A 17,140-nucleotide genomic window follows, 5' to 3' on the forward strand; every position below is an offset into this window, starting at 1 on the left:
CGGTCACGATCGCGGGCCACATCGGGCGGTTCCGGCCGTCCTGTTTCCGATCCACCCCGGCAGGCAGCGCTTCTGGCGCGGCCCGGCGCCGGTCTTCCACTCTGGCAGCAATGGCGCAACGCATACTGGTCTTGCATGGCCCCAACCTGAATCTGCTGGGTACCCGCGAGCCGGGTATCTACGGCAGCCGCACGTTGGCGCAGATCAATGACGGTCTGGCCGCGCTGGCGGCGGACCTCGGCGTGTCGCTGACGGCGTGGCAAGGCAATCACGAAGGCGCGTTGGTCGAACGCATCCAGGCCGCCCGCGAGGACGGCACGGATTTCATCGTGATCAATGCGGCGGCTTACACGCATACCAGTGTCGCCGTGCGCGACGCCCTGGCCGCGGTATCCATCCCTTTTATTGAAGTACATTTGTCCAACTTATATAAGCGCGAGCCATTCAGGCATCACTCCTACCTGTCCGACCTGGCGGTGGGTTTGATTTCCGGCCTCGGGCCCGAGGGCTACGAAGCCGCGGTTCGCTACGCTGCGCGCCACTGACTTCGTTCCACCGGTTTTTTCTGTCCCCAACAAAACAGATATCCAAGACGGCGCGGCAGCATGGCCGCCCGTCGTCAACATTCCGGGAAGCACTTTATGGATCTCCGAAAACTCAAGACCCTGATCGACCTGGTGGCGGAGTCCGGCATCGCCGAACTCGAAATCACCGAGGGCGAGGGCAAGGTCCGCATCGTCAAGTTCTCGCAGACGGTGCAGCCCGTTGCCTACCACCAGCCGGAGGCCGTGCCGGCCGCGCCCGCCGCGTCGGCGGCGTCCGTGCCCGCCGCGCCGGTTCCCGCCGCGGCGCCCGCGTTCCAGGGGCATGCGGTCAAGGCGCCCATGGTCGGAACTTTCTATCGCTCGCCCAACCCCGGCGCGGCGCCCTTCGTCGAGGTCGGCCAGACGGTCAAGGAAGGTGATCCGCTGTGCATCATCGAAGCCATGAAGCTTCTGAATGAGATCGAGGCCGACAAGTCCGGCGTCATCAAGGAAATCCTGGTCGAAAACGGCGAGCCCGTCGAGTACGGCCAACCTCTGTTCGTCATCGGCTGATCGTTCCCATGTTCGAAAAAATACTGATCGCCAATCGCGGCGAGATCGCCCTGCGCATACAGCGCGCCTGTCGCGAGCTGGGCATCAAGACCGTGGTTGTCCATTCCGAAGCGGACCGCGACGCCAAATATGTCCGGCTGGCCGACGAGTCGGTGTGTATCGGGCCCCCGCCGTCGCGCGAAAGCTATTTGAATATGCCGGCCATTATTTCCGCGGCCGAAGTGACCGATGCGGAAGCCATCCACCCGGGGTACGGCTTCCTGTCGGAAAACGCGGATTTCGCGGAACGCGTCGAAAAAAGCGGTTTTGTCTTTATCGGGCCGCGCCCGGACTCCATCCGGCTGATGGGCGACAAGGTCAGCGCCAAGCGGGCCATGATCGAAGCCGGCGTGCCGGTGGTCCCGGGGTCGGAAGGCGCCTTGCCGGATAATCCCCAGGAAATCCTGCGCACCGCGCGCGAGGTCGGCTATCCGGTCATCATCAAGGCCGCGGGCGGCGGCGGGGGCCGCGGCATGCGCGTGGTCTATACCGAAGCCGCGCTGATCAACGCCGTGACCATGACGCGCTCCGAGGCCGGCGCCGCGTTCAACAACCCGGAAGTCTATATGGAGAAGTTCCTCGAGAACCCTCGCCATATCGAAATCCAGGTGCTGGCCGACGGCGGCCGCAACGCCATCTGGCTGGGCGAACGCGACTGCTCCATGCAGCGCCGCCACCAGAAGGTGATCGAGGAAGCGCCCGCGCCCGGCATCGCGCGCCGCCTCATCGAGCGCATCGGCGACCGCTGCGCCGACGCCTGCCGCAAGATCGGCTATCGCGGCGCGGGCACCTTCGAATTCCTGTATGAAAACGGCGAGTTCTATTTCATCGAAATGAACACGCGGATCCAGGTGGAGCACCCGGTGACCGAGCTGATCACGGGCATCGACCTGGTGCAGCAGCAGATCCGCATCGCCGCCGGTGAAAAATTCACGCTGCGCCAGCGCGACGTGGTGCTGAAAGGCCACGCCATCGAATGCCGCATCAATGCCGAGGATCCGTTCCGCTTCGTCCCCAGCCCGGGGCGGATCACGAACTGGCATACGCCGGGCGGTCCCGGCGTGCGCATCGATTCGCACGCCTTCAACGGCTATTTCGTCCCGCCCAACTATGACTCCATGATCGCCAAGGTGATCACCTACGGCGATACGCGGGAACAATCGCTGGCGCGCATGCGGATCGCGCTGTCGGAAATGGTGGTGGAAGGCATTTCCACCAATATCCCGCTGCATCGGGAGTTGTTGCAGGACGCGCGTTTCATCGAGGGCGGCACCAGCATCCATTACCTGGAACAACGGCTGGCGCAACGTCCCTGAGCAGGGCTCGGACTCGCGGCGCCCGCCGGCGCATGGGGTCCGGGACCCCGGCCCCGTGCCCGGAAGTCCTGGGCGCGGTTCGCCGGCCGGAGCGTCGCAAAGGCTTTCCTGTCCGCCGTCCGGGGCGAACGTACAATACGCCAAGGCTGGACGTCCGCGCGCCGCGACAGGCCAGGCGGGATCGGCGTATCGCCTTCCGCCTGACGGCCGTGGGGCGCGGTCCAGCCGCGCCGCCCGGGCCACTGGCGTGATCGGGCAATCCCTGGATACTCAGACGGAAGATCGTTTCATGCGTGAGCTGGTGCTCCATTCCTCCGAGGCGCAGGCCGAGGCCCTGTCCGATGCGCTGCTGGATGCTGGCGTCCTGTCGGTTTCCGTGGAAGACGCCGACCGCGACACCGAAGCGGAGCAGCCGCTTTTCGGCGAGCCGGGCACGGAACCCGCGGTTCAGGCCTGGGAGCACAACCGCGTGGTGGCGCTCCTGCCCGACGGCGCCGATCCCGCGCAAATCATCGAAAGCGTCCGGGCCGAACTGGGCGGCGATTACGCCGCCGCGCTGACCGCCTGGTCGCTGCGCGACGTTCCGGATGCCGACTGGGTGCGGCTCACGCAGCAGCAATTCGGCCCCATCCATATCGCCGACCGCATCTGGATCGTCCCCAGCTGGCATCGGGACGACCCCGCCGTTCCCGGCCTGGGCACGGCGGATGGGCAGGGCGGCGGCATACACATCGAACTGGACCCCGGGCTGGCATTCGGCACCGGCAGTCATCCCACTACCCATCTGTGTCTGGCTTGGCTGGAAGCGCATATGACGCGTGGCGCGACGGTGCTGGACTACGGCTGCGGGTCGGGCATCCTGGCCATCGCGGCGCGCAAGCTGGGCGCCGGCCGCACGTGGGCCGTCGATATCGACGAACAGGCCGTGATCGCCACACGCGACAACGCCCGCGTGAACGGCGTCGAACTCCAGGCGATGCTGCCCGATGAACTCGGGGAAGGGACCAGCGACCTGGTCGTGGCGAACATCCTGTCGAATCCGCTCAAGGTGCTCGCGCCGATGCTCTGCGGTCGCGTCGCGCCCGGCGGCTCGCTGGTCCTGTCGGGCGTCCTGGCACGCCAGGCCGAGGAAGTCTGCGCGGTTTACGCGCGCTGGCTGCCCATGTCCGTTTGGCGGGAACGCGATGGCTGGGTCTGCCTGCATGGAAGCAGGGCCTGAGAACCCATACGGAACGGTGGCGCACATGGCCATGACCACACGCTGCCCGCATTGCGGCACCGCCTTCAAGGTGGTGGCCGACCAATTGCGCGTACGCAACGGGCTGGTGCGCTGCGGCGTGTGCTCACGGGTGTTCGACGGCCATGCTTGCGTGGTGGATGGCCCGGCGGGCAGGTCCGCTACGCCGCCGCCCGCCGCGCATCCGGATGCTTCCGCCGGGCTGCCCTCCGATGCTTCGCCCGTGCTGTCGGTGAGGGCGCCTGTGGGGCCAACGCCTCCCACGCGCGCGCCGGTGCATCCCGAGTATCCGCCGCAGGAGCCTTCCGCGCCGCTACATGCGCCGCCTCGGCAGTACACCCCGCCCCGGCATCAGCCCACGCAGTCATACGGGCCACCGCAGCATCCGACACAGCACTACGGTCCGCCCGAGCCGCCTGCGCGGCCCGAGCATCCAACGCAGTCGTACGGGCCGCCTAATCGCGCAACGCAGTCGTTCGGCCCGCACGAGCCGCCCGCGCACCCGGCATACGGTCCGTCCGAGCAGCCGCACGGTATCACCCGCCATCCGGAGCCGGTGTACACGCCGCCGCGCTCGCCGGTGCAGTCGCATACGCTGCCGCCGGGGCCGTACGCCGCGCGGACGCCGCCCACTCTCGATACCGGGCCCACGTCGTCCACCGCCGTGACGGAGCCCGCGGTGCTGCGCGGGCGCGAGCCCAACCGCCGCTCGGCCGCCGACCCTCACGAGGCCGGGCTGCCGTCGCGCACGCCGCTGCCGGCACGGGATGACGGCGACGAAGAAGACCCTTACGCCTATCGCGAGCCCTATGCGCCCTACCGGCAGGACAACGTCGAAGACGCCGAACAACAGGCGGAGGACATGGCCCTGCAGCGGGACGACCGTTTCGGCATCTATGCGGAGCGCGACGCCGTCGAGGACGAAGAGCCTGTTTTTGTGTCCATACCGGGCGAAGCGCGTACCCGCTACGACGACCTGACCGACGCCGGGATGGCACCGCCCATCTTCATGGACGAAGACGTGCAGCGCCGGCGCACGCTGATTGCCCGTCTCTGGGTCGCCGGCTGCCTGCTCGGCCTGATTGCCCTGGGCCTGCAGTGCCTCTATATCTACCGCACCGCCATCGCGACCGCCGTGCCGGCATTGCGGCCCGCGCTGGAGGCCGCCTGCGCCCCGCTGGGATGCCAGGTCGGCTATGCGCGACGCCTGGAACGCATATCGATCACGGCCTCTTCCCTGCAACCGCAGAGCAACGCGGCACCGGACGACGGGAGCATGCGGCTTACCCTGCGGGTCACCCTGCGCAACCGCTACGATAAGCCGCAGCCCTGGCCGGCGCTCATGCTGCAGCTCAGCGACCTGTCCGACACGGTGGTGGCGCGCAAAGTCCTGCTGCCCGAAAACTATCTGCCGCCCGGCACGCGCGGCCCATTTCCCGCCGGCGGCGAACAGACCCTGTCCGTGCCGCTGCAGGTCGATGGCCTCCATGTGAACGGCTATCAGCTCGACAAGTTCTTTCCCTGACCTCTCTGGATAAAAGGATTTCCCACCATGGCAGCTCCCGTTCTGGTGTGCGGTTCCATGGCGTTCGACACCATCGCGGTGTTCGAAGGCCGTTTCAAGGAACACATACTGCCCGATCGCATCCACTCGCTCAGCGTGTCCTTCCTGACGCCTTCGATGCGCAAGGAGTTCGGCGGATGCTCGGGCAACATCGCCTACAACCTGAAGCTGCTGGGGGGCAACCCCGTGCCGGTGGCGACCGTGGGCGAGGACGCCGGGGGTTACCTGGAACGCTTGTCCGGGATGGGCATCGACGTTCGCTACGTCAAGGTCATTCCGCAGACCCTCACCGCGCAGTGCTTCATCACCACCGATCTGGACGACAACCAGATCGCCGCCTTCCACCCGGGGGCAATGTCGTATTCGGCCGAGAACGACGTGACGGGCGCTTCCGCGCAATGGGCCATCGTCGCGCCGGACGCCAAGGAGGGCATGTTCGCGCATGCCCAGCGCCTGAACGCCGCCGGCATCCCGTTCATCTTCGACCTGGGCCAGGCCATGCCCCTGTTCGATGGCGCGGACCTGCGGCGCATGCTGTCGCTGGCGCAGGCGCTGACCGTCAACGACTATGAAGCCAGCGTTGTCGAGCAGCGTACGGGCAAGACGATCGCCGAACTGGCCCGTGGCCTGCGCGCGGTCGTCGTCACGCGTGGCGCCGACGGTGCGACCCTGTGGGCCGAAGGCGCGGAACACACCATCGCACCGGTACGCGCGCAGGCCGTGGTGGACCCAACGGGCTGTGGCGATGCCCATCGCGCGGGCCTGCTGCATGGACTGACCAGCGGATGGAGCTGGCAGGACAGCTGCAAGCTGGCCAACGTCATGGGCGCCATCAAGATTGCCTCGCGCGGCCCGCAGAATCACCAACCCACCCGCGGCGAGATTGGTAATTTGCTGCAACAGGCCTACGGCCTGCAGCTGCCCGCCGCGGCTTGAGCAGGTATCGGGCCGGCCTTTTGCTTTATGCCCGGCGCCCGCCGTGAGCGGCGGTATGGGCAAAGGAAATAATAGGGTCGGCCTGAAACTTGCGTAGTCGCAAAGAGACTAAGCTAGAACAGTCGTTGCAACGTATTTCCCATGCGTAATTTCGGCGATAACGCCTGAATCGCGGGAGTATCATCCGTAACGCTGGTATATACCGAACAGGAGCCCGCATCATCATGAACAATACCGTCCCCTCCGTTTCCTTCAGCCCCGCGCGGGATCGCGGTTCGCGCACGGTTCGTTGGGTCGCCATCACCGCTGTGGTCGCGTCCGTGGGCCTGGTATCCGGTTGCGCGAATCGCAGCGCGTCCAGCGCCGTCTACAGCTACGACCAGGCCCAGCGTGAACAGATCGTGCGTACCGGTGTAGTCACGGCCGTGCGCCCTGTCACCATCCAGAATGACCGCAGCAGCGGTGCCGGCCTGCTCGCCGGTGCTGCCTTGGGCGGCGTCGGCGGTAATGCGGTCGGCGGTGGCAGCGGACGCGCCATTGCCACGGTCGGTGGCGCCATCCTGGGCGCGTTGGCCGGCAACATGGTGGAAAACCGCGTGGGCACGACCTCCGGCCTGGAGATCACCGTGCGCCTGGATAACGGCGAAACGCGCGTCGTCACGCAGGAGGCCGACGTGCCCGTCAGCGTCGGCCAACGCATACAGGTCATCAGCGGCAACGGCCCGACCCGCATTTCGCCGATGTGATCGGCCGGCGGCATGACGCTTCCGCGTCATTGCCGCCTGCGTCATGGCACGCGGCCGCGGCCTAGAGTCCGAATGCCGCGTACGTCACGCGCGTGATCACCATCAAGGCGACCTGCGCCAGCACCAGCAGCACCAGCGGTGAGAAATCGATAGGCGTGCGCGGCAAAAAACGGCGGATGGGGTCGAGTAGCGGATCGGTCAATGCCAGCAGCACCGGCATCAACGGTGCGCTAGGGTTCACCCATGACAGCACGGCTTGCGCCAGCGTCACCCACACGATCAGGTTGAAAACCCACTTCACCACCGTCAGGAATGAAATGCCCAGCGCCATGGGCAAGGCGGACAGCGGGATGATCATGCCCAGCGACGCGACCCACATCAGCAGCAGGTAGACCAGTGCGGTCAGCCACGCCGCGATCAGCGTGGCCCAGTCCACCGCACCGCGGGCGGGAAGGATGCGCCGCAAGGGGTTGACCAGCCAATTGGTGGCTTGATAGATGAAGCGCGCGACGGGGTTGAAGGGATGCATGCGCACGGCGTGCATCCATGCGCGCGCGATGAGCGCGGCGCCGAATAGCGTGAAAAGCGTATCAAGCAAGAAACGGGAGATATCGCCGAACATGGCCGCCTGCTTTGTTGGATAGAAGTATGAAAGGGGTCTTACGGCAGGCCAATTGTCGCACGATGTCATGGCCCGCGTCGTCGGCGCCACCGTAGTCAGGCGCAAGCACTCGCGCCATGCAAAAAAGCCACCTGGCTTGGCCAGGTGGCTTTCGTACTACAGTGCTGCGGTATCGAGCTTACGACGGACGGCTGCCGGTCGGGAACGGCCACGACGCGGCTGGGTTCAGCGCGGTCTTCGCACCCGGGGCGGCAGCGGTCGAAGGCGGCGTGGCCGGCTTCTTGGCGGCAGCCTTCTTTGCAGCAGGCTTTTTGGCAGCAGGCTTTTTCGCAGCAGCCTTTTTCGCAGACGCCTTTTTGGCGGCCGCTTTCTTGGCGGGCGCTTTCTTGGCAGCCTTCTTGGCGACCTTCTTGGTCGCTACCTTCTTGGTCGCGGCTTTCTTGGCCGCGGCTTTCTTGGCCGGGGCCTTTTTGGCGGCGACTTTCTTGACCGCCTTCTTCGCTACTTTCTTGGCCGGCGCCTTCTTGACGGCCTTCTTCGCTACCTTCTTGGCCGCGACTTTCTTGACGACCTTCTTGGCGGCGACCTTCTTGACGGCGGTCTTCTTCACCGCCTTCTTGGCGGGGGTCTTCTTCACAGCTTTTTTGGCTGCGGCTTTCTTAACCGCCTTCTTGGCGGCCTTCTTGGCAGTTGCCATGGCATTGCTCCTTAGGTTCAGGGGTCCCAGAACTTAAACCCGTGCACCGCCCCGCCTTCCGGCGGGACGATGCCCGGGCTATTCATCGGCGCATACCACTGTCCCGTACAGGCGACAGCTACATCGATGTGCGCTAATGAATGCGGCACTGCCATTTGATATGGCCCCCGCTCCTCATGGCGCGAGCCATTTCAAATGGCGCCGACAGGCGACGCGGCCCACCGCGTCACCTATCGCTACGTTGCTTCCGACACCCTGGACCGGATTACTCCCAGCTCAGCGTGCCTCCGGTTTGGTATTCGATGACTCGAGTTTCGAAAAAGTTTCGTTCTTTCTTCAGGTCGATCATTTCCGCCATCCACGGGAAAGGATTTTCTTCCTGTGGGAACAGCGCTTCGATACCGATCTGCTGGCAACGGCGGTTGGCGATGAAGCGCAGATACGACTTGAACATCGGCGCATTCAGGCCCAGCACGCCGCGCGGCATGGTGTCCTCGGCGTAGGCGTACTCCAGTTCGACGGCCTTCAGGAAAAGAGCACGGATTTCTTCGCGGAACTCGGGCGTCCAGAGGTGCGGATTCTCGAGCTTGATGGTGTTGATCAGGTCGATGCCGAAATTGCAGTGCATGGATTCATCGCGCAGGATGTACATGTACTGTTCGGCAGCGCCGGTCATCTTGTTCTGGCGACCCAGCGCCAGGATCTGCGTGAACCCGACATAGAAGAACAGGCCTTCCATCAGGCAGGCGAAGACGATCAGGGACTTCAGCAGTGTCTGGTCGGCTTCCGGCGTGCCGGTGTGGAAGTTCGGGTCCGCGATCGCCTCGATGAACGGGATCAGGAATTCGTCCTTGGCGCGGATGGACGGAACCTCGTTATAAGCATTGAAGATTTCCGATTCGTCCAGGTCCAGGCTTTCGACGATGTATTGATAAGCATGGGTGTGGATGGCTTCCTCGAATGCCTGGCGCAGCAGGAACTGGCGGCATTCGGGGGCCGTAATGTGCCGGTAGGTGCCCAGCACGATGTTGTTGGCGGCCAGGGAGTCGGCCGTCACGAAGAAGCCCAGGTTGCGCTTGACGATGCGGCGCTCGTCCTCGGTCAGGCCCGTGGGATTCTTCCACAGCGCGATATCGCGCGACATATTGATTTCCTGCGGCATCCAGTGGTTGGCGCAGGTGGCCAGGTATTTTTCCCAGGCCCATTTGTATTTGAACGGGACCAGCTGATTGACGTCGGTCTGGCCGTTGATGATGCGTTTATCGGCAACCTTGACGCGTTGCGCGGTAGCCCCGGGCTGTGCGGCGGCTTGCGCCGGCACGGCCGCGGGCAGGGCGGCGTCGTCGAAGGCACCCGTCGACGCGCGCGCGGGCATGCCGGCCGCCGGCTTGGCGGCGGCTTGGCCCGGTTGCAGTGCGACGTTATCGTCTTCCCAATTGATCATGTGAAATTCTCCGGAAGCGGTCGATTACTGGCAGGCTTCGCACTCTTCGAAGCCGGGATCGCCCGGCCGCATGGTGCAAACCGCTCCGACGATTTCGGGTTCAGGCAGGGCAGGGGCCGCGCTGGCCGTTGCCGTGCTGCTCTGGCCACTCGACGTCACGGCGTTCAACTCGCCGCCGCGTCCGGTGGATTTTTCCGCGCTGGTGGCGCCCAGCGTGCGCAGGTAATAGGTCGTCTTCAAGCCGCGCAGCCACGCCAGCTTGTACGTTTCGTCGAGCTTCTTGCCCGAGGCGCCCGCCATATAGATATTGAGCGACTGCGATTGATCGATCCACTTCTGGCGACGCGACGCGCATTCCACCAGCCAGCGCGGTTCGACTTCGAACGCGGTGGCGTAGATTTCGCGGAGTTCAGCGGGCACACGATCGATGCGGGATAGGCTGCCGTCGAAGTACTTCAGGTCGGCGACCATGACTTCGTCCCAGAGACCGAGTTTCTTCAAGTCGCGCACGAGGTATTCGTTGACGACCGTGAACTCACCGGAGAGATTCGATTTGACGTACAAGTTCTGGTAAGTGGGTTCGATGCACGCAGATACGCCAATGATATTGGAAATCGTCGCGGTTGGGGCGATTGCCACGCAATTGGAGTTACGCATGCCATGCGCTTTGATGCGCGCACGCAACGCATCCCAATCCAATGTGGACGACATATCGACGTCGACGCTGCCGCCGCGTTCTTCGCGCAGCAGATTCAACGTGTCTTGCGGAAGGATGCCACGATCCCACAGCGAGCCCTTGTATGTGGGATAGGTGCCGCGCTCTTCGGCCAGCTCGCTGGACGCCAGGTACGCGTAGTAGCACACCGCTTCCATCGAACGATCGGCGAATTCAACCGCCGCTTGCGAGGCATACGGCACGCGCATCATGTGCAGGCAATCCTGGAAGCCCATGATGCCCAGGCCCACGGGACGATGGCGCTGGTTGGAATCCTTCGCCTTCTTGACCGCGTAGTAGTTGATGTCGATGACGTTGTCGAGCATGCGCATCGCCACGCTGATGGTGCGCTTGAGCTTGTCCAGGTCCAGTTCGTGGCCGCCATTGGCCGTGGGCTTCATGTGGGCGACCAGGTTCACGGAACCCAGGTTGCACACCGCGATTTCGGACTCGTTGGTGTTCAGCGTGATTTCCGTGCACAGGTTGGAGCTGTGCACCACGCCGACGTGCTGCTGCGGCGAGCGGATGTTGCACGGATCCTTGAAGGTGATCCACGGATGGCCGGTTTCGAACAGCATGGACAGCATCTTGCGCCACAAGGTCAGCGCTGGCATCTTTTTGTAGAGCTTCAGGTCGCCGCTGGCCACGCGGGCTTCATAGCCCAGGTAGGCCTGTTCGAACTCGCGGCCGTACTTGTCGTGCAGGTCGGGGCAGTCCGACGGCGAAAACAGCGTCCACTCGCCATTTTCCATGACGCGCTTCATGAACAGATCGGGAATCCAGTTGGCGGTGTTCATGTCATGTGTGCGGCGGCGTTCGTCGCCGGTGTTCTTGCGCAGCTCCAGGAATTCTTCGATGTCCAGGTGCCAGGTTTCCAGGTAGGTGCAGACGGCGCCCTTGCGCTTGCCGCCCTGGTTCACCGCGACCGCGGTGTCGTTGACAACCTTCAGGAACGGAACCACGCCCTGGCTTTCGCCGTTAGTGCCTTTGATGTGGCTACGCAAGGCGCGTACCGGCGTCCAATCGTTGCCCAGGCCGCCGGCGTATTTCGCCAGCAAGGCGTTTTCCTTGATGGCATCGTAGATGCCTTCCAGGTCGTCGGAGACCGTGGTCAGGTAGCACGACGAGAGCTGCGAATGCAGCGTGCCGGCATTGAAGAGGGTGGGCGTCGAGCTCATGAAGTCGAACGAGGACAGGATCTCGTAGAACTGGATGGCACGCGCTTCCCGGTCCACGCCGGCTTGCGCTTCGCCCAGCGCCAGGCCCATGGCCACGCGCATGTAGAACACCTGCGGCAGTTCGATGCGGCGGCCACGGATGTGCAGGAAGTAGCGGTCGTACAGCGTCTGCAGGCCCAGGTAGCTGAATTGCAGATCGCGCTTGGCATCCAGCGAGGCGGCCAAGCGCGGCAGGTCGAACTGCGCCAGCTTGGTGTCGATCAGGCCGCCTTCGATGCCGCGCGAGATGAAGGTGGGGAAGTAATCGGCATAGCGCTGTGCCATTTGCGCCTGCGAGACTTCCTCGCCCAGCACTTCCTTGCGGATCGTGTGCAGCAGCAGGCGAGCGGTGACCTGGCTGTAGGCGGGGTCCTTTTCGACCAGCGCGCGCGCGGACAGGATTGCCGACTTGTAGACTTCATCGACCGGGATGCCGTCGTACAGGTTCTTGACCGTTTCCTTCAGGATGGCCTCGGCATCGATGTACTCCGACAGGCCTTCGCCGGCGGCTTCGATCGTGGCGCGCAGCTCGGCCAGGTCCAGCGGGCGCTTGACGCCTTGGTCCGTCACGTTCAGCACGTGCTCGGATTGCGCGGCGGTGGCCGGCTTGACGTGCTCGGCGGCGCGTTCCTGCGAGCGCTTTTCGCGATACAGCACGTAGGCGCGCGCGACATCGTGTTCGCCCGAGCGCATCAGCGCCAGTTCGACCTGGTCCTGGATCTCTTCGATATGGAAGGTGCCGCCGTTCGGGCGGTTGCGCAGCAGTGCGTTGACCGCCTGGCGCGTCAGGGTATCGACCAGTTCACGCACGCGGGCCGACGCGGCGCCCTGGCCGCCGTTCACGGCCAGGAAGGCCTTGGTCATCGCGATGGCGATTTTGCTGGGTTCGAAACCGACGACGGCGCCATTGCGCCGGATGACCTGGTAACCGGCCCATTGGCCGGAAGCAGGTGTCGATTGATCATTGTCAGAAGGCGGCACGGCACTCGGCCGAGTCACAGAGGCGATCGAAGTGTGCTGCATGGAAGCTCCTGTGCGTAGTAAGAGCGCGAGCGACGTCGCGCCTGGATGTTCGATTATTGCGGGGAAGGGCGGGCGGTTACCAAAGGACGCAGTTAGGCCGGAAACGCATCCAGCCCTGTCCTGACCACAAGATGTTGTGTCTCACCCCGATCCCAGGCCAAATTCTAGTGGTGTTGGGGGATGGCTACAAGCACGATCGGTAACGCGATACTTCTATAAGTTGTTACGAATTATATCGGTGCGGCGTTATCTAGTCCGACGGCGAAGTGCCCGCTTCGGCACCCCGCATTGTCGCATGGGCGGCGTGCGAGGACTTCCCGCCTACTGAGGTGCAATGCCCGCGGTGGCGATCCACTGCTTCCAGCGGCCCGCGTCATCGCGCACGAAAGTCTCGAAGTGCGCCACGTCCATGCGCCTGGGCTGCAGTCCCAGGCGGCTGAGCTTGCCGTTGACGTCGGGGTCCTCGACCGCCTGCCCCAGGTAGCGGTTCATCGCCTGGACGATGGGCTCCGGCGTGCCGGCCGGTGCGGACAATCCCAGCCAGCCCAGCACGACGAAGCCCGGGTAGTAGGACGACATGGTCGGTACGTCCGGCCAGGCCGGGTTGGCCGCTTCGCCGGTGACGGCGATGGGCCGCAGGCCTTTGCCGTCGATCTGGCCCATCGCCGTGAGGTAGTCGACGAAGGCAAAATCGATCTGCCCGCCACGCAGGTCGGTAATGATCTGGGTGACGTTCTTGTACGCGGCGCCATCGATCTGCAGCGCGGCGCGCGCCTTCAGCAGCGCGGACGGGACTTGGGACGAGGAGCTGTAGTAGCCGTAGAACACCTTGCCGGGATGCTGTTTCGCGTAGGCCACCAGCTGCGGCATGCTCTGGAAGGGACTGGCCGGCGAGACCACCGCGACCGATCCGAAGGTGCCCAGCATGCCGACCTGCCGGAAGTCCTTCAGCGGGTCGTACGGCAAGGACTTATACAGATAGGGATTGGCGGCCTGCGTGGAGTTGGTGGACAGCAGGAAAGTGTAGCCATCCGCCGGCGCCGACTTGACCGAATTGGTCCCCACGATGCCACCGGCGCCGGGCCGGTCTTCCACCACCACGCTCTGCCCGGTCTTGCCGCCCAGGTATTGCGCGAAGGTGCGGGCGGTCAGGTCTGCGGCACCGCCGGCGGCGGACGGCACGATGATGGTCACGGTACGTTCCGGCCACTCCGCCGCGTTCGACGGCGCCGCCAGCCACGCGCCGCAGATCGCCAGCCATGCCAACAGCTTTTCATGCTTCTTCACGGTAGTCCCCTTGTCGATGGCGGGAGGGCGTGTGTGGAAGTGTGCCGCCCATTCCCGGTTGTCTCCCTACGGACCGCGTGGCGGACCGCTCCGCGCTTGCCTGGCGTGCTTGCCTTTATGCCATGCGAGTGCGCTTCACTCTATATATATAGTGGGCCACGTGGATGGCCGCCAGTACTGGGCCCGGGGGGCGGCCGCGCGGGCGCGACGGCGCAGCCCCTGCGCATCAGGCGGGGAACAGGCGTTCGTACCAGCTGCGTATCGTCTCCGCGCTTTCCTGCCAGCCGTGCGCATACATCATGCAGTGGGGCATGTCCGGCAGCAGGCGGTATTCGAAGCCGTAGAGATCGGCGACGGCCTGGTCCTGTCCCGGGGGATGCCGCGCGGCGTCGTCCTCGCCCGCTTCCAGGCACAGGCCTGGCGCGTCGATGGCGTGCGCCGGGATATCCAGTCGCAACAGGTAGCGGTCGTTCATGGCCTGTGCGCTCTCCGGGCACAGGCGCGCGGCGACCCTGGCGATGTCTCGCTCGCTCATCGCGCCGGTAAAGCGCCGGCGTACGTCATCCATGCCGGGAGGGGGGCGGCTCGTCCTGATGGGGACCGGCGCAAGGGCCTGGGCGCCCGGTACATTGGCCGGCGGAGAGGGCGCCATCAGTATGATGCCCGCGGCTTCACGCTGGGTGGCGGCGAACAGCGCGGGCAAGGCGCCCATGCTGTGCCCCGCCACGACCACCGGTCCATCGATCGCGTCCATGGCTTGCACCACGCACCGGCCGAAGTCGTGGACGCCATGGGCGTGGAAATCCGGTGCCTGCGCCAGCCCGCCGTGACCAGGCAGATCCAGGGCGGCGCAGCCCAGGCCCAGCGCGGCGAAGTATTCCAGGTAGCCGGCATAGCACCATGCGCCATGGAAGGCACCGTGCACGAAGAGCAGCGTGGGCCTGCCCGCGCGGGCGCGCGCGCCGATGACCAGGCGGCCTTCGCCTGCCGGCACGCACGGCAGGCGCTCGATGAGGGTGAAGTCCGGAAGGGAAGAGGGCAGCGCGGCGGCGTCCATGCATCGAATGATAGGGCTTTCGCTACAGCAGTGTTGCGCGTTACGCACAAACCATGCGCCGTGCGTGCCGATGTCCCGCTTGGGCGTTGCGTGTTGCCGCCGCGATATTCAGAATCGATATGTCGCACCGATGCGCTTTTTTCCGCGCCATGCGGACATCTCGGTGGTCTGTGAGGATTTCATGAGCAGTGCATTTTCGCGTTTCGCCGGCGTTGCCTGCGCCGCGTTCATTCTGGCCGGTTGCGCGACCCGAAAAGAAGCGCCCCACCCGGTCTCCCAGCCAGCCCCACCCCCCAAACCCGTCGCCTGCGCGGCCAGTCCCGGCGCCGATGCGCTGGCGGGAACCTGGTATTCGGTGTCGACGCCGCGCGGCATGGGGGGCATGCAGCAGACCCTGCTGGTGCTCGCGCCGGACGGAAAAATGCGGTATCAGACCCAGCTCAAGATACGCAACAAGTCGCGGCCGGGGCTGGACGAAACGGGCTGCTGGACCTTCGCCAACGGCGTGTACACCATGCAGACCACCGAATCCAACGGCGATCCCGTCGACCCGTCGGACCCGATCTACACCAACCGCTACCGCGTCGAGACCGTGGACCGCAGCACGCTGGTGCTGCGCGACCAGAAGCCCGGCGGCGAAGTGCTGAAGGCGCGCAGGATGCCCCAGGGGTATGTCCTGCGCTGATGCCGCGGGCCTAGGCCAAGGCGCGTTCCAGCCGCTGCAGTACTTTCTCCTTGCCCAGCAGGGCCAGTACGGCGTCGATGGCCGGCGTCTGCGTCTGGCCGGTGACGGCCACGCGCAGGGGGATGGCCAGCTGCGGCATCTTTATGCCACGCGCGGCCAGCACGCGCTTGATCGCGGCGGATAAGGCTTCCTTGGACCATTCCGCGCCGCCGGCTTCGTCGGCGAAGGCACGCAGGGCTTCGCGCGCCGGCTCGGTAAGGTGCTGGGCCGCCAGTTCCGCCGGCGCGCCGTTGAACGGGCCACAGAACAGCATGGCGCCCTCGGCCAACTGCTCCAGCGTTTCGGCGCGGTCTTTCAGCAGGGCCATGACGGCAGGCAGGTCCGCCGCGGCAGGATCGCCGCCGCGCCGGGAAATGCGCGGCGCGACGCGTGTAGCCAGTTCGGCATCGGGCATCTGCCGAAGATAGTGGGCGTTGACCCAGTTCAGTTTCTTCGGGTCCCACTGGGATGCCGATTTCGACAAATGCCGGGTATCGAACCATTCGACCAGCTGCTCGCGGTTGAAGAGCTCGTCGTCGCCGTGGCTCCACCCCAGTCGGGCCAGGTAGTTGATCATGGCTTCCGGCAGATAACCGTCCTTGTCGTACTCCATGACGCTGACCGCGCCATGGCGCTTGGACAGTTTTTCGCCATCCGGGCCGAGGATCATGGGAACGTGGCCGTATTCGGGCAATTGCGCGCCGAGCGCGCGCAGGATGTTGATCTGTCGGGGGGTATTGTTGACGTGGTCGTCGCCCCGCAGCACGTGCGTGATGCGCATGTCCCAGTCATCCACCACCACGCAGAAGTTGTACGTGGGCGTGCCGTCCGGGCGCGCGATGATCAGGTCGTCCAGTTCGCCGTTGTCGAAGCTGATCGGCCCCTTCACCATATCGTTCCAGCTGGTGGCGCCCGTCTGCGGGTTCTTGAAGCGCACCACGGGCTGGCAGCCCGGGGGAACGGGCGGCAGGGTCTTGCCGGGCTCCGGCCGCCATGTGCCGTCGTAGCGCGGCTTCAGGCCCTGGGCGCGCGCGCGTTCGCGCATCGCTTCCACTTCCTCGGGCGTGCAGTAGCAGTGGTAGGCCGTTCCCGCGGCCAGCATCTGCGCAACGACCTCGCGGTAGCGGTCCATGCGGCGCATCTGGTAGAAGGGGCCTTCATCGGGCTGCATGCCCAGCCATTCCATGCTGTCCAGGATGGCCTGCACCGCTTCGGGCGTCGACCGTTCCACATCGGTGTCCTCGATGCGCAGGATGAACACGCCGCCGTGGTGGCGGGCGTATGCCCAGGAAAAAAGCGCCGTGCGCGCGCCGCCCAGATGCAGGTAGCCGGTGGGCGAGGGAGCGAAACGGGTGCGGACGCGGGAATTGGAAGTTTGAGTCATTGGGGAGCCGGGCGGTTATATTGCGCGATGGCGGC

The 17,140-nt window shown here is 65.1% G+C and carries 15 protein-coding genes; 8 read left to right on the forward strand and 7 right to left on the reverse strand.

Annotation, left to right across the window (positions count from 1 at the left end; translation table 11 throughout):
- Positions 1 to 110: 110 nt before the first annotated feature.
- From aroQ to AKI39_RS02880, 7 genes are all read left to right on the forward strand, one after another.
- The gene (gene aroQ / locus AKI39_RS02850) at positions 111 to 545 is read left to right on the forward strand and encodes a type II 3-dehydroquinate dehydratase (RefSeq protein ID WP_066632230.1); all 435 of its coding nucleotides are present in this window, start codon (positions 111 to 113) and stop codon (positions 543 to 545) included.
- Positions 546 to 641: 96 nt separating this feature from the next.
- Positions 642 to 1,097: an acetyl-CoA carboxylase biotin carboxyl carrier protein gene (gene accB, locus AKI39_RS02855; protein ID WP_066632231.1), complete on the forward strand. Its 456-nt coding sequence runs from the start codon at positions 642 to 644 to the stop codon at positions 1,095 to 1,097.
- A gap of 8 nt (positions 1,098 to 1,105) precedes the next feature.
- The gene (accC, locus tag AKI39_RS02860) at positions 1,106 to 2,452 is read left to right on the forward strand and encodes an acetyl-CoA carboxylase biotin carboxylase subunit (RefSeq protein WP_066632233.1); all 1,347 of its coding nucleotides are present in this window, start codon (positions 1,106 to 1,108) and stop codon (positions 2,450 to 2,452) included.
- A 289-nt stretch (positions 2,453 to 2,741) separates the two neighbouring features.
- Positions 2,742 to 3,671: a 50S ribosomal protein L11 methyltransferase gene (gene prmA, locus AKI39_RS02865; protein WP_066632235.1), complete on the forward strand. Its 930-nt coding sequence runs from the start codon at positions 2,742 to 2,744 to the stop codon at positions 3,669 to 3,671.
- 31 nt (positions 3,672 to 3,702) lie between these two features.
- Entirely contained in the window at positions 3,703 to 5,214 is a 1,512-nt protein-coding gene (locus AKI39_RS02870) for a DUF3426 domain-containing protein (RefSeq protein ID WP_235610736.1), read from the forward strand.
- Positions 5,215 to 5,241: 27 nt separating this feature from the next.
- Positions 5,242 to 6,189 (forward strand): carbohydrate kinase family protein, encoded by a 948-nt coding sequence (locus AKI39_RS02875; RefSeq protein WP_066632239.1) that lies wholly within the window; start codon positions 5,242 to 5,244, stop codon positions 6,187 to 6,189.
- A gap of 224 nt (positions 6,190 to 6,413) precedes the next feature.
- Complete coding sequence (locus AKI39_RS02880) at positions 6,414 to 6,935, forward strand: glycine zipper 2TM domain-containing protein (RefSeq protein WP_066632241.1); 522 nt, start codon at positions 6,414 to 6,416, stop codon at positions 6,933 to 6,935.
- Between the two features lie 61 nt (positions 6,936 to 6,996).
- Here AKI39_RS02880 and AKI39_RS02885 read toward each other — a convergent pair whose 3' ends face one another.
- The 6 genes from AKI39_RS02885 to AKI39_RS02910 all read right to left on the reverse strand — a co-directional run bounded on the left by AKI39_RS02885 (position 6,997) and on the right by AKI39_RS02910 (position 14,997).
- Complete coding sequence (locus AKI39_RS02885) at positions 6,997 to 7,557, reverse strand: YggT family protein (protein ID WP_066632243.1); 561 nt, start codon at positions 7,555 to 7,557, stop codon at positions 6,997 to 6,999.
- Positions 7,558 to 7,735: 178 nt separating this feature from the next.
- The gene (locus AKI39_RS02890) at positions 7,736 to 8,254 is read right to left on the reverse strand and encodes a histone H1-like DNA-binding protein (protein ID WP_066632245.1); all 519 of its coding nucleotides are present in this window, start codon (positions 8,252 to 8,254) and stop codon (positions 7,736 to 7,738) included.
- 265 nt (positions 8,255 to 8,519) lie between these two features.
- Entirely contained in the window at positions 8,520 to 9,698 is a 1,179-nt protein-coding gene (locus AKI39_RS02895; RefSeq protein ID WP_066632247.1) for a ribonucleotide-diphosphate reductase subunit beta, read from the reverse strand.
- 24 nt (positions 9,699 to 9,722) lie between these two features.
- Positions 9,723 to 12,653, reverse strand: a complete 2,931-nt coding sequence (locus tag AKI39_RS02900) for a ribonucleoside-diphosphate reductase subunit alpha (protein ID WP_066632249.1) — start codon at positions 12,651 to 12,653, stop codon at positions 9,723 to 9,725.
- A gap of 321 nt (positions 12,654 to 12,974) precedes the next feature.
- Entirely contained in the window at positions 12,975 to 13,940 is a 966-nt protein-coding gene (locus AKI39_RS02905; protein WP_066632251.1) for a Bug family tripartite tricarboxylate transporter substrate binding protein, read from the reverse strand.
- Between the two features lie 226 nt (positions 13,941 to 14,166).
- On the reverse strand, positions 14,167 to 14,997 hold the full coding sequence (locus AKI39_RS02910) for an alpha/beta hydrolase (protein WP_066632257.1): 831 nt from the start codon (positions 14,995 to 14,997) through the stop codon (positions 14,167 to 14,169).
- A 181-nt stretch (positions 14,998 to 15,178) separates the two neighbouring features.
- On the opposite strand from AKI39_RS02910, the gene AKI39_RS02915 reads away from it, so the two are divergent.
- On the forward strand, positions 15,179 to 15,682 hold the full coding sequence (locus tag AKI39_RS02915) for a hypothetical protein (RefSeq protein WP_066642021.1): 504 nt from the start codon (positions 15,179 to 15,181) through the stop codon (positions 15,680 to 15,682).
- A gap of 10 nt (positions 15,683 to 15,692) precedes the next feature.
- On the opposite strand, the gene gltX is transcribed toward AKI39_RS02915, so the two are convergent.
- Positions 15,693 to 17,105: a glutamate--tRNA ligase gene (gene gltX, locus AKI39_RS02920; RefSeq protein ID WP_066632258.1), complete on the reverse strand. Its 1,413-nt coding sequence runs from the start codon at positions 17,103 to 17,105 to the stop codon at positions 15,693 to 15,695.
- Between the last annotated feature and the right edge of the window lie 35 nt (positions 17,106 to 17,140).

This window comes from Bordetella sp. H567 (assembly GCF_001704295.1).
Classification (GTDB): domain Bacteria; phylum Pseudomonadota; class Gammaproteobacteria; order Burkholderiales; family Burkholderiaceae_B; genus Bordetella_C.